At 49.7% G+C, this 12512-nt stretch carries 18 protein-coding genes; 9 read left to right on the forward strand and 9 right to left on the reverse strand.

What is annotated here, in order from left to right; all coding sequences use genetic code 11:
* Nucleotides 1-24: 24 nt before the first annotated feature.
* Complete coding sequence (locus DVG79_RS05675; RefSeq protein ID WP_114595843.1) at nt 25-537, reverse strand: GNAT family N-acetyltransferase; 513 nt, start codon at nt 535-537, stop codon at nt 25-27.
* Between the two features lie 114 nt (nt 538-651).
* Here DVG79_RS05675 and DVG79_RS05680 point away from each other — a divergent pair, with 114 nt between their 5' ends.
* The gene (locus tag DVG79_RS05680; RefSeq protein ID WP_114595844.1) at nt 652-1878 is read left to right on the forward strand and encodes an MFS transporter; all 1227 of its coding nucleotides are present in this window, start codon (nt 652-654) and stop codon (nt 1876-1878) included.
* On the forward strand, nt 1875-2363 hold the full coding sequence (locus DVG79_RS05685) for a hypothetical protein (RefSeq protein WP_114595845.1): 489 nt from the start codon (nt 1875-1877) through the stop codon (nt 2361-2363). Before DVG79_RS05680 ends, DVG79_RS05685 begins: the two co-directional genes overlap by 4 nt.
* A gap of 43 nt (nt 2364-2406) precedes the next feature.
* On the opposite strand, the gene DVG79_RS05690 is transcribed toward DVG79_RS05685, so the two are convergent.
* A complete protein-coding gene (locus DVG79_RS05690) occupies nt 2407-3054 on the reverse strand; it encodes a hypothetical protein (RefSeq protein ID WP_114595846.1) in 648 nt (215 codons plus the stop codon).
* A gap of 148 nt (nt 3055-3202) precedes the next feature.
* Here DVG79_RS05690 and DVG79_RS05695 point away from each other — a divergent pair, with 148 nt between their 5' ends.
* A complete protein-coding gene (locus tag DVG79_RS05695; RefSeq protein WP_114595847.1) occupies nt 3203-3496 on the forward strand; it encodes a hypothetical protein in 294 nt (97 codons plus the stop codon).
* A gap of 21 nt (nt 3497-3517) precedes the next feature.
* Entirely contained in the window at nt 3518-4264 is a 747-nt protein-coding gene (locus tag DVG79_RS05700; protein WP_114595848.1) for an NAD-dependent epimerase/dehydratase family protein, read from the forward strand.
* 9 nt (nt 4265-4273) lie between these two features.
* On the opposite strand, the gene DVG79_RS05705 is transcribed toward DVG79_RS05700, so the two are convergent.
* Both DVG79_RS05705 and DVG79_RS05710 read right to left on the reverse strand, forming a co-directional pair.
* Entirely contained in the window at nt 4274-4621 is a 348-nt protein-coding gene (locus DVG79_RS05705; RefSeq protein ID WP_233494534.1) for a DUF3147 family protein, read from the reverse strand.
* Nucleotides 4602-5012 carry a MarR family winged helix-turn-helix transcriptional regulator gene (locus DVG79_RS05710; RefSeq protein WP_114595849.1) on the reverse strand — a complete coding sequence of 137 codons (411 nt, stop codon included), beginning with the start codon at nt 5010-5012 and terminating at the stop codon, nt 4602-4604. The genes DVG79_RS05705 and DVG79_RS05710 overlap by 20 nt, the downstream gene beginning before the upstream one ends.
* A gap of 85 nt (nt 5013-5097) precedes the next feature.
* Here DVG79_RS05710 and DVG79_RS05715 point away from each other — a divergent pair, with 85 nt between their 5' ends.
* Nucleotides 5098-5466: a hypothetical protein gene (locus tag DVG79_RS05715; RefSeq protein WP_114595850.1), complete on the forward strand. Its 369-nt coding sequence runs from the start codon at nt 5098-5100 to the stop codon at nt 5464-5466.
* A 130-nt stretch (nt 5467-5596) separates the two neighbouring features.
* Nucleotides 5597-6244 carry a homing endonuclease associated repeat-containing protein gene (locus DVG79_RS05720; protein WP_114595851.1) on the forward strand — a complete coding sequence of 216 codons (648 nt, stop codon included), beginning with the start codon at nt 5597-5599 and terminating at the stop codon, nt 6242-6244.
* Between the two features lie 42 nt (nt 6245-6286).
* Here DVG79_RS05720 and DVG79_RS05725 read toward each other — a convergent pair whose 3' ends face one another.
* From DVG79_RS05725 to DVG79_RS05740, 4 genes are all read right to left on the reverse strand, one after another.
* The gene (locus DVG79_RS05725) at nt 6287-6724 is read right to left on the reverse strand and encodes a DUF4362 domain-containing protein (protein WP_114595852.1); all 438 of its coding nucleotides are present in this window, start codon (nt 6722-6724) and stop codon (nt 6287-6289) included.
* A gap of 13 nt (nt 6725-6737) precedes the next feature.
* Entirely contained in the window at nt 6738-8030 is a 1293-nt protein-coding gene (locus DVG79_RS05730; protein ID WP_114595853.1) for a globin-coupled sensor protein, read from the reverse strand.
* 170 nt (nt 8031-8200) lie between these two features.
* Nucleotides 8201-8713, reverse strand: coding sequence for an SRPBCC family protein (locus DVG79_RS05735; protein WP_114595854.1), 513 nt, complete (start codon nt 8711-8713; stop codon nt 8201-8203).
* Nucleotides 8714-8719: 6 nt separating this feature from the next.
* Nucleotides 8720-9058, reverse strand: a complete 339-nt coding sequence (locus DVG79_RS05740; protein WP_114595855.1) for an ArsR/SmtB family transcription factor — start codon at nt 9056-9058, stop codon at nt 8720-8722.
* A gap of 142 nt (nt 9059-9200) precedes the next feature.
* On the opposite strand from DVG79_RS05740, the gene DVG79_RS05745 reads away from it, so the two are divergent.
* Nucleotides 9201-10067: a LysR family transcriptional regulator gene (locus DVG79_RS05745; RefSeq protein WP_012370354.1), complete on the forward strand. Its 867-nt coding sequence runs from the start codon at nt 9201-9203 to the stop codon at nt 10065-10067.
* Here DVG79_RS05745 and DVG79_RS05750 read toward each other — a convergent pair.
* On the reverse strand, nt 10049-10681 hold the full coding sequence (locus DVG79_RS05750) for a hypothetical protein (protein WP_114595856.1): 633 nt from the start codon (nt 10679-10681) through the stop codon (nt 10049-10051). The two genes, DVG79_RS05745 and DVG79_RS05750, sit on opposite strands and share 19 nt — an antisense overlap.
* Nucleotides 10682-10801: 120 nt before the next feature.
* Here DVG79_RS05750 and DVG79_RS05755 point away from each other — a divergent pair, with 120 nt between their 5' ends.
* Nucleotides 10802-11569, forward strand: coding sequence for an SDR family NAD(P)-dependent oxidoreductase (locus tag DVG79_RS05755; protein WP_114595857.1), 768 nt, complete (start codon nt 10802-10804; stop codon nt 11567-11569).
* Nucleotides 11570-11653: 84 nt separating this feature from the next.
* On the forward strand, nt 11654-12466 hold the full coding sequence (locus DVG79_RS05760; protein WP_114595858.1) for an SDR family NAD(P)-dependent oxidoreductase: 813 nt from the start codon (nt 11654-11656) through the stop codon (nt 12464-12466).
* The last annotated feature ends 46 nt before the right edge of the window (nt 12467-12512 follow it).

Genomic DNA, 12512 nt, shown 5'->3' on the forward strand with positions numbered 1-12512 from the left:
AAACTACCGGAGTCATTTTTGACGTCAGTCGAGCATCGTCCGTTTGAACTGAATGAGCATCATTCGTTGACCATTCAGTTCGACTTCTACTGCTTTGCTTTCTTGTTGGAATCCGTTACCTATCAGGATTTTTTGCGAAGCGATGTTTCCGTCCGTCGTTTTCGCTTGAATTTCCTTAATATCAAGTTTCCGACATTGTCCAATCAACAACCGGACGGCCTCTTTGGCAATCCCCTTACCCGTATGATTCTGTCCGACTCGGTACCCAAGTTCTGCCCGTTTCGTAGTTACATCCCGATCGACGAGATTGATACGACCGATAATTTCTCCGCCTTCATCTGTGATCAGGTAAAAGAACGAAGTGCCATCTCGCTGTTCCTGCAAAAGCGACGCATGGCGTTGCTTAAAAGTCTCAGGCATATAATAGTCATCTCCGCGTGACGGAATCAATTGTTCAAAATATGTGCGGTTCTTGAGTTCAAATGTATATAACTCTTCTGCGTCCAGTGCCGTACAGGCCTTCAACTGAATTTTCATATCACCCCTCCTAACCCCCTAATTATTCCTTTCAAATTCCATATATTATCATTATAATCATATAAGATACAGTTTATCACCGATTCATCACTACAGGTCAAGTTAGGAAACAGCATGTTCATCAAACGAAATCATCATAATTTAGCTATCCATAATGTCCGTGTCTTTTATTTCATCACTTTATTCGGCACGATCAATCTCCTCGATCCGGTCATCACCTTGTTTTATTTTCATCGCGGTTTGTCGGCATCTGACATTCTGATCATCCTCTTCATGTATTGTGCCGCGACGTTAGTATCGGAAATCCCGACCGGTGCCTTTGCCGACCGCTTCGGACCAAAAGCGTCGTTTTTAACCGGCAGCCTGATCAGTATTTTCTCAACCAGTCTGTTGCTGGTCGCAGACAATCTCTGGTGGTTTTCGATTCAGGGACTGCTGTGGGGATTATCCACGTCCTTCTTTTCCGGTTCAGACGATGCCTTAATTTACGAATCATTAAAGGAAAGCGGTCAGGAAAAGACGATGAGTCAGGTCATGGCGAAGATTTCGTCCGTCATGTTCTCCGTCACGATTTTTACCAGCCTGATCGGCGCCTATCTCGTCCGCGATTTAGCGGAAAGTCAGTTCCAATTTCTGATCCTCATCGGAATTCTCTTCAAAATCATCGAATTCTTGTTGATTTTCAGTCTGATCAATCCTAAATCGTTTGATCAGTTCCGGGACAACCCGTATACCCATGTTAAAAACGGTTGGCAGATCATCTGCCGATCACCGGATCTGATTAAAGTTTTTCTCAACTTTACGATAGTATTGATTCCATCTGTCGTCATTTTCGGAAAGTTTGAGCAACCGTATGTGACGGGAGCCGGACTTCCCGTTGCGTGGCTCGGTGTTTTGTACGCAAGCGCCGCTCTATTCAGCATGCTGATCACCCGACATCTCGCGTGGCTGTTGCTCCGGTTTAAACGGACGACGTTGATGCAACTATCGGGCGTCGTCACACTGCTTGCGGTTACGTCAGCCAGTTTCCTGTTTGACAGCTTATGGATTGCCTTAGTACTCTTTTTTGTCCTGCGGATGATCCGATCAATCCGACAACCACTTTATTCCGGCATTATTAACGAACATATCCCGTCCGGCAGCCGGGCGACGACACTCTCACTGCTCAATCTCGTCGATTCCGCGTTCGACTTAATCATTCTCGGAACGATGTCATTTGTCGCGACCCTTGGATTACCGGCCATCTTTATCGGTTGTGCTCTGATTATCGGAGTCGGTCTGTTGTTTCCGGTGCGGGAAGCGAAGCATGTACAGGAGCAAGAAGGGAGACACATTGTATGATTTACCGGAAAATAATTGCGGCTTCCATCTCTGGCCCTATCTTCGCTATTTTGTTCGGTCTGTTTGTTCCGGGTCCGACGAGCGCTCCTGACAACTCAATTTGGCAGTATCTATCAAGTGTTTTAATCAGCATTCCAGCCTACCTGATGTACAGTTTTCCATTCATCCTGATTTACGGCGGGATGACGTCACTGCTCAGTGATATGATCAGCCGACGGATCACTAAACATCAAAAAGCCGAATTCGCTGTATCGGGTGTATTGCATCTGGCATTCGGAGCCGGGTTTTTCCTGATATTTAATCCTTACGCCGGTATCCTCAGCTTAGCTGCAGCACTCCTGTTTTTCGTGACGGATCGTTACTTACAGAACAAACGGGCTTCGTACCGGCTGACGCAAGCCTTGATGAGTCTAGAAATTCCGATTGGTGTCTGGATTTTGTTCATGGGAATCGTTTACCTTCAAAGTTTGATAACTGGAAACTGAACAAGAGCGGACGACCTGACACTCCAGGTCGTCCGCTCTTTTGTTAAAAGTACGTATTAAATCCGATTTCATCTTCCCGCAGAAAACCTTTTTCATTGATGTATTCCGTGGTCAGATTTCCGTGCCGGAGCAGTTTCTGTTTCTTTATAGCTGTTGCCAGCCGGTTCAGATTCTTTTCTTCAGTCGGTAACCGGTCCCGTTGCAGTGTAATCGTAATGAATGGCGGAATTTTGGCTTTCTGATATTCGCTTGACGATGATGGATCCAGCTTCAATTGTTGGACAGCGTCCGGATAATAGACGGCCCTGTACGCCGTCCCTGGACCGAAGATGTTTTCGACAAGCGGACGAATCTGTTCCGTCAGTTTTTGCGACCACTGTTCAGACAAATAGGTATCCGTGACCTGCTTTGTCTGCTGATCGATGTAGACGAAAAATTCCGTATCAGTTTTTGGATCCTGTAATTGTACGGCATAATCAAAATCAGAGTATTTTCCCGCAGCATCATAAAAGGCGCCTTCCAGCTCTGCCTGTTTGAAATGCTTTGCGATATACGATTTTGTCTCGCGCACGACACGGTCGGCTTCCGGTTCGTCCGGTTCCATCGACTGAACATACAGGAAAACCACCAGACCGGACATCACGACCATGACGCCGAAAAGGATCAGTACTTTTTTAGCAAAAGCATTCATGACACCCCTCCTTTTCCTTAATATTACCATCCATTTTGTCAAATTGACTAAATTCATCCATATTTCACTTTCGCATTTCGTTTCCTATCCCTACAATGAACATAACCAATTAATTTCTGAATCCTACCAATGAAAGTGTGGTGGAAACATGCGCCGAACCATTTGGCTGATGTTGTTGAGTCTATTTATAGTAGGAATTTTTTCCGGTTGTTCCGATCAGGCATACGTGATCGAAGAACTGAACGGCAACCAGCTTTCGCTCGGTCCGGACGAGCAAAATCCGGAGGAACAGTATGCCTTGACCGAAGTCACACTGGACAGCGAGACAAAAATTGACGGGCGGACGAATCAATTATCCGTTCTCCAAAAGGGTGATATTATCCGCTTTGAATACCGAAACGACAAAAAACCGCTCGTCGCAACGATTGAGCGGGTGAAATAATTTAGAAAGAAGGTTGAACAGATGGAACTGTCCGGAAAACGGATTCTCGTCACCGGTGTCACCGGGACGCTTGGACTGCGCATCGCAAAACGATTATTGTCAGAGGCGCTTGAAGTCCGGGGATTGATACGACAGGCGGAGCGGTTCAACGAATTCGAATCACTCGGGATCACGCCGGTTTTTGGTGATTTGACCAATCAAACGTCACTTGAAAAAGCGATGGATCAGATTGACTGGGTCGTCCATTGCGCCGCCTATCTCGGTGATGATGAAAATCTTGCCCGCCAGTCGAATGTTGAAGGTGTCATTCATTTAGCAACGGTCGCGTTAAATACCGGAGCACGTGTCCTTCACATCTCGACGACATCCGTTTACGGGGAACCGGCAGATGGTCATTTGACGGAGTCGTCGCCGCTCGCGGTTGAACATCCGGCACCCTATATCCAAACAAAAATCCGGTCGGAACAGATTCTAAACGATTACGCCGCCCGCGGCTTGGACGTCCGGATTCTCCGCCCCGGTGCCATTTGCGCCGAACAGGATTCCCACTGGGGCGACCGGCAAGTCAGACGGATGCAGGAAGCGGATTTCCGGATGCGGCTGATTGAAGCGTCCGGCAAACCGTATCAGGTGCCGGACCGCGCGTTGGAACGTCCGACCTATGCAACAGACAAAATCAAGACGCTTGGTTACAAACCGGTTCGATCGTTTGACGAAACGATGGATGCATTGCTGGCCTTGTTTTCTCTACCAGCGACACGCGAATGACATTCGGGACTATTGTCGACTCCAGAACAACATCAGCTGTTGCTGCAGCATCCAAACAACCCACCAACAGGCTCCGGCGCAAAGAACGCTGAAAATCAACGATCCGCCCCGGCTCAATAACAGGTACAACACAAGCAACAGAAGAAACGTCGCCGGTAATCCGTACAAGACACTTTTGACAAAGAGCATCAGTTCCATCTTTGATTGTCGCTGCCGGACGAGCCAAATGAGGCTGATCAGGCTGACGAGCGGCAGGGCGGCAATTACCCCGCCATACGTCGGTGACCGTCGGGCAATTTCCGAGACGAGACCAATGATGACGGCACTGGTCAGCGTCTTAATCAGAAAAGCAGTCATCGGTCGCCTTTCGAAACAACTGAAATGCCGCTTCAATCATTTGTTGTTCTGCCGGGGAAAGTTGTGCTAAGACCTGTTCGACACGACTGGCATCGAGTTCGGTATGGCTTTTGACGGCGGATCGCCCTCCTGTCGTCAAGCTGACCTCGACAACCCGTTGGTCCGTTGCCGAACGTTGTTTGACGATGTACCCAAGCCCTTCTAACTTTTTCACGTGCTCCGACGCGGTATTTGGAGATAATCTGAACCGAGTTGCGATTTCTTTGACTGTCATCGAACCGTTCATTTGAATCGATTGTAAGACCCGCACACTTTGGTGCGACAAATTTTCCGTCCATTTCGGATGCAGATGATAGTACAACCGGGCAAAGTCTTCATGAATCGCTGACATCTCGTTCACTCCCTTTTATATCGATACATCCGATTATATCGTAAATTACGACATAAATAAACAGTCAGGAAAGCGAGGACAGACCATGAAAAAACGAATCACGCTGTTCGTCATGAGCAGTCTATTCTTTACAGCAGGATGTACGACTGACACAACGACTTCGACGACGGATTCAATTGCGACGGAAGCCCGTCAAGATCCGGCAGCTGATTTAATCCGGGCAGACGACCGGGTGTATCGGCTCGACGGAAAAGACGCGACGATCAAAAAAGAGAATGTGACTTCCTTTTCAACTGTTACGAAACAAGTTACCGCCAAACAACCGTTGACGGACCAATCGGCAACAGACTGGCAATCCGGAACGAAGTTATACCGGAGTGAAGACGCGACCGGCATGCTGTATGTGTTCAAAGGAACGACCGCTTACCGGTATACGGCCATTCCGGAAGGCTGATGGATGTGCAGCCCTTCTGTCCGAGCCGGCTGTCCCTTCGAACCTTACGATTTTGTTAGTTAAATCTCTTTGACCTGGATGGTACACTAATCCCATTACGTTCCAACGATCCACTAAGGGAGACTTCTTGATGAAAGAAACCACGCACACATCCACTTCCACCTTGACGACGGATGAAAAAATCATCCGCTTGATCCAAGGTCTTCACCAGTTACATACAACACCGATGAAAGCAGCACATTACCAAAAATTAGCACATTACCTGCCCTATCCCTCTTTACAGGAAATTGAACAACGGTTTGGCTCTTGGACCAAACTATTGGAACAAGCGGGCATCGTCAAACCGTTCGAGTTGTCCACCGAGGATCATCTGATGCTGAACCGGGCAAAACCCGATACGTCCAGCCAAAAACGCTGGAGTGTGGATGAAAGTATCGCTTTTTATATCAAGACCCGTGGCTCGCGCGTGACCATCCGTTCCTACTCGGAGTTACGGGAAAAACATTCGCAGATGGTGAGCGCGAACACCATCATCCGGCATTACGGGACATGGAAACAGGCACTGGCACATTTCCAGTTGTCGTCAAACGGTTTTTATTCCGACGCAGATTGCCTGAACGCGTTGCGCCAGGCATACGAAGAGCTCGGACCTGACTTAACGAGCCAAGAGTATGTCCGGTTTGCCCGTAAGCACCAGGCCCCTTCCTTAACCTTATTAATCGAACGATTCACGAGTTGGCGGGAAGCTTTACGGATTCTCGAAGAGACACTCAACTAAAAAATGGTTGATCCTCGCATGATTCGGAGGATCAACCATTTTTCATTTTTTAAGTTCACCTGGATTTGATTTGAAAATCTCATGATCCTGCCCTTCTTGGCAATCGGTCAGGATAAAAGTTTTCCCTCCATCAGTTGTTTGCTGCTCAAGGTTTTGACAGATTTCCTTGTTCCGGTCGTCTGTCTGCGCACCGTATTCATCACGCGAAGAATCGAGGGAATAGGTAAAGCGTTTCCCGTCATATATGACATCTTCAAGGATTGCATCGCCTTCCGTCGTATACCCCGTGATTCGGATCGTGTCCGGTTCCTTCGCGTCCACCCGTTTCAAAAAGGTATTGAACCGGTCGATGTTCGCCCGTTCCGGCGTCGTGACGATGTCTCCGTTTTTGACGGCTTCCTCTGACGGGTAATCGTTACTTGCACAACCGGCAAGCATCAGAATTCCAACTCCAAACAACAGATGGATCCGTTTTCTCATCTCTATTCCCCTTTCAGAGTGTCGTCGCGACGGACTGTAAATCGTCTGCCGTCTCCGCAATCGATTCCGCGATATGGCGCATCCCTTCAATCGTTCCGGCGACCTGTTCCGTGTCCTGTGACAGCGTAATGATTTGTTTCGAGACATCGACCGTTTGACGGGAAATCGTCATAAAGGCGGTGACGACACGGGTCAGTTCTTCCGTCGTTTGCACGACCGACTGCTCGGTCCCGCTCATCCGCTCCGAGACTTGTCCCATTTTCGAAGTGATTTCCTGGGCGATGCTTGATGCTTCTGACGCGGACCGTTTACTTTCTTCCGCCAGTTTCCGGATTTCCTGCGCGACGACGGTAAAGCCACGTCCCATCTCACCGGCCCGGGCGGCCTCGATCGAAGCGTTGAGACTCAGCAGGTTCGTCTGATCGGAAATCGCTGTCACCATCCCGGCAATCCGTTCGATTTCCCGCGACAAAAAGGCGAGCTGCGTCATCTGTTCCGTCGTCAGCGTCATCTCTTGGACAACTTCCTCAAACCGTTTCGTTTCCGCCTCGACCAATTCGACACCGTCTGCCGCTTCTTTGGCGGCCTGGGTCAATTGTGTTGCAATCGCCCCTGTCGTCACGGATACCTGTTGGGCATGCCGCTCCATTTCCTGAAAACTGGCAGACGATTGTTGACTCATCGCGGCCAGTTCCTCTGTCGACTTTTGAACAGTTTGTCCGACACGCTGTTTCGCATCCGTGACCGTCTGCCGCTCGGCTTCGACCATCTCCTCATACATCGTCAAAACGATCTGTTGTTCGAGATTAAACAGTTTCCCGGCGGAGCGGACGATCCGGACCTGTTCCGACTCCGGTAACGTACTGTCCTCGATTTGCCGGCTTAAGACGTTTAATACCTTTTGGAAGGCGGCGATGTACCACTTATTTTGCAGACCAATCCGGACATGCCGGTCGGCGATCCGTTTTCGGACATTGATGTAGTCCGGTGTAACCTGTCCGTCAAACATCTGGAGAATATGCTTGGCAAGCGTTCCTTTTAACCGTTCAAGTGTCGAATGCCGTTCAATCAGTTGTTTCAGCTCCGGCACCCGGACCAACTCCGCATAAAACGCATCGACCATCTGCGGCATCCACTCCGCGACATCATGACGGATCAAACGGACGATTTGTAAATCCTCGACCGTCAAATCAATCAGCTGGAGTTGTTGCGCAAATGCTGCTCCCGCTTCTAAACGAACATGTTCCCGTTCCTGATTCATTCGATCTGCAAACGTCATTTCCTGTTGTTTTGACCACCATTTCACACCATCGCGCTCCTTTTCGTTCATCTCACCTTATATAACGGTACCAGAGAAGGAAAAGTGAAGTATTTTCCCTTTTAATTCCCAAAAACATGTCCGTTAAACAGCAGATCCGATTCCCGTTTCCCCCGATAAAAAACGTCCCGTCATCAAACGGGGCGTTTAGCGATTTATTATAGGGTTCGTTGACTAAGCCATTGATCGAGACGATGCAATTGTGAAGTGAATCCTTCTTTCATTCCCATCTCAAGGACTTGTTTAACGGCTTCCTCGGTCTTGAAATCGGACCGGAACAACACCCGTGTCCGATTGCCGACGGATTCAAACGTCGTCGTGTTTTCACTACCGGGTAATTCCTCCGAGATCATCCCTGACGCGTCCGAGAAATAATCGGCGTGGGCGTAACTTTGCGGAGCGTCGATTTGACGGAAAATGGCTTTGCCCCAAGATTCCATTCCGTAGAAGTCGCCTTGCGCGGGATCGATGCACCGCATACAGTAATGCCAGATACCGCCCTCAACAAAATCAAAGGTCGTGATTTCCGTTTGCCAGCCTTCCGGACCCCACCAGGCTTCCAGTTGCTCTTTTTCCGTGAACGCGGCAAAGACCAGCTCACGTGGAGCATTAAACGTCCATTCCATCTGTAAAATGGAACCGTCGACCGTTGTTTTTAATTTTTCCTGCATCTTCATTCACTCCTTTGGATTGACTGCATTCTGCTTCTGCTCCAAATACGTTTCGAGTCGTGTCATTCGGCTGATCATCTGCTGTTCAAACGATTGGCTCCACGCAGTGAGTCCTTGAAACGGCTCTGTCCGCAAATGATAGATTCGGCGGTTGGCGACCGGTTCAATCCGGACGATATCTGCTTCGAGCAAAACTTTCAGGTGTTTCGATGTTTGCGGTTGGTTGAGACGTAACTGCGCCGCAATTTCACCGACCGGTAACGGACCTGTCTTCAACAGTTCGACGATTTTCAAGCGATTAGAATCGGATAAAGCAAATAACGTACGTGCAAGCCCATCTGACATGATTTCCACCTCTTCTGTATCTATATACCCTTTAAGGAATATTCCAAACAAGGAATATATAAAATTGAGCGAAACAGTTGTCAGAAGAAACGAACGTACAGTATCGTCAAAGCACACGCATGTAAAGAGAGAGTGAAGTCTTATGAAAACCGAATGGCTCGAAGCCTTTCACGTCACGGCGGAAACATCCAGCCTGACGAAAGCGAGCGAACTTTTGCATATGACGCAACCGGCGCTTAGCAAACAAATCAAAAATCTCGAACAGGCGGTCGGTGCTCCGCTGTTCACACGGACGACGAGCGGCGTCTCATTGACGCCGGCAGGAGAAATCGTCTTCAAAGACGGACAAAAAATTCTCGAACAGCTCGATGACATGCAACGAAAAATTGATCAGTTGCAGGGACAGACGTCGTTTACACTCGGTTCATGGCCGAGTGTCGCCATGTCTTACCTGCCGCAACACTTCGCCAACCATCCAACAGTGGGCGGTCCGGAACTGAAGATCAAGACGGCCCATACGTACATCGAACTGATGGCCGGTTTGGAGCAGCATCAGTACGATGCCGTATTGCTCGACGATCGGCAAATCGAGCATCCGTATCCGTCGACGCATCTGTATACGGAACCGTTTTTACTGTACTTCCATGAAGCCGATGAACGGTTCGAAGGCTGTGTCGATGTCCGGTTCGATCAAATCGAAGCCTCGTCGTTCCTGTCTTTGCCGATTGACTGTGACTCGACGAATATCCTGAAAGCCGCGTTTGCGGAACGCGGGGCGACCTATACCGTCGCCTCGGAAATGGAATTTGGTTCAAGCGTCCTTGGCTTCATCCGGGCAAAACTCGGGATCGCGATTTTACCGGCAATCTTTCAGGATGGTCTCCCGCCGGAAGTCCGGACATTGCCGATCACCGGCTTTGACGTGACACGGGAACTATCTCTCGTAACACGGGATGCAGAACACCATCAGACATTACTCCGTTTGATTGGTCATCCGCGTAGCCGTTGATTCAGTCGGTTCCGCAGAGCGTCGATTTCGGAACGGTCGAGCGTCTGATCGTCGATTTCACCGTAACGGACCACATGATAGAGCATCGGATCAATCGTCAACTTGATCCGGTCGAGCCAGTCCTGGACCGTTTCTTCCGGCCGGCGTTTTGATCCGTCCGGCAGCTGCCGGTCAAAAGAAGCAATCAATTGACGGACTTCGGAAACGGAGTCCGTTTGTTGTCGTTGTTGCTCCAGATGCCAGTCAAGCGGTGCTATCTTCGGACGTAAGATTTGCGAATCCCCCTCTTCCGTCGGTTCATGCAACTGTTTACGCCGACGGTATCCGAGTAACCGGCGGAACACAAACACAGATAAGAAGGCTGTGACCAGTGCTCCGACCGGCAGCAGCATATCCGGCAAGAACAAGGAGGCACCTTTGATCATTGGACCTTTCGGGAACGGTTTTGCTCCAAATTTCGGCCCCTTCATTGCTTTGCGCGGCTTAATTTTGTAATGGAAGGTATAATCTGCCGGTTTATAAATATAAGTCGTGTAGACATAACGTTCAAAAGCAACCAGCGATGCGGCCATTACCAAAACAGATAGAATCATCAGTCCGAGCTTCCGTTTCATGTCGCCCCTCCTTTTTTACCAAATAATAACATATCGTTATCAGTCCATCAGCATTTTTCTTTCTTTTCAGTTAATTTGAGCGTACAGTAAAATTACACTGTCAGAATAGGATGTGATCATATGTACTTACCTTCGTTTCAACTGGACCAGAAAACCGTTCTTGTGACCGGTGCCGGTCGCGGCATCGGCCGTGCCCTGGCGATCGGAATGGCGGAAGCTGGCGCGGATGTCTTACTGGTCGCCCGGACGGAATCCGATTTACAGGAAACCGCAAAACAAATCGAACAGCTTGGACGACGGGCCTTTGTTTTGAAGTGCGACATCACCGACCGGACGCAGGTCCAGGCGACAGTCGACCGTGCCTATACATATGTCGACCGGATCGATGTGCTCGTCAACAACGCCGGAATGAACATCCGCTCGAAAGCACTGGATGTCACCGAGGACGAATGGGAAACAATTCAACAGACGAACTTAAAGTCTGCCTTCCTGTTCTCACAGGAAATCGGGCGCCGGATGCAGGACACGGGCGGCAGTATCCTGAACATTGCTTCGGTTGCGGGACATGTCGCCTTACGGACCGGTGTCGTCTATGCGACGACGAAAGCCGCCTTGATTCAGATGACAAAAGTCCTCGCGCTTGAATGGGGTCCGAAAAATATCCGCGTCAATGCGATCGGTCCGTGGTATTTCAAGACGCCGCTGACGGAACCGTTGCTCGCCGATCCAACTTACTTACAGGACATCGTTGACGTGACACCGCTTGGACGAGTCGGTGAACTGACGGAACTGGTTGGACCGGCCGTCTTCCTTGCGTCGGACGCCGGAACGTACGTTACCGGACAAACGCTGTTTGTTGACGGCGGGATGACGATTAAAGGGTTTTAACGTGAAACGAAAAGGACTTCCGATTTTAATCGAAAGTCCCTTTTTATGTCGTGCCCTATTTTTAAAGTGAGGTGGGAAATCTAGATGGGTGCTTTAAAAGGTAGAATTGCTGTTGTCACAGGTGCATCCCGTGGTGCCGGTCGCGGAATCGCCTACGAGCTCGGACAGGCTGGAGCAATCGTCTACGTGACGGGTCGCAGTACTCAGGAAAGCTCCACCGACGATCGCCCGGAAACGATTGAACAGACGGCCGCCGGTGTCACGGCTCGCGGTGGTTTTGGTATCGCAATCCGCTGTAACCATACGGATCCGGACGACATTACTTGTTTGTTCCAACAGATTCAAGACCGGCACGGGCGGATTGATCTGCTCGTCAACAGTGTGTTCGGCGGTTCGGAAGCCTCGCTTCCCGCGGGACAAGGCAAACACTTTTGGGAACGGCCACCGGAACACTGGGACGCGATGATGGTCGCCGGTCCGAAAGCCTATTTGCTGACGACGCGGGCGGCTGTTCCGTTGCTACAACAAAGTCCGACTGCGTTGATTGTCAATTTGACATCATTCACGCCGAATCAAGCCGCCGGCAACCTGTATTACGATTTGGCAATGCAGTCGATTAACCGGATGACCTTTGTGATGGGTCAGGAACTTCGAACGTCTCGCGTCGCTTCAATTGCCCTTTGCCCCGGTTTTATGCGGACAGAACGTGTCGTCGACGCAGGCTTCAGCAGTGATGCGACTGAGACCACTGCTTATGTCGGACGGGCTGTCGTTGCCCTTACACAGGATCCGGACATTCTGCAACGGACCGGGCAAGCCTTGTTCGTGTCGGATCTCGCGCGTGACTACGGCTTCACGGACGAGGACGGAACGCAACCGGCGTCTTTTGTTTTGTAAGCGGTTTACACAAGAAGGTTCGGCTTGGTCTCGCGACAGCCGAACC

Origin of the sequence: Exiguobacterium sp. RIT594 (assembly GCF_003339585.1) — a bacterium.
In the GTDB taxonomy this organism is placed as follows: Bacteria; Bacillota; Bacilli; order Exiguobacteriales; family Exiguobacteriaceae; genus Exiguobacterium_A.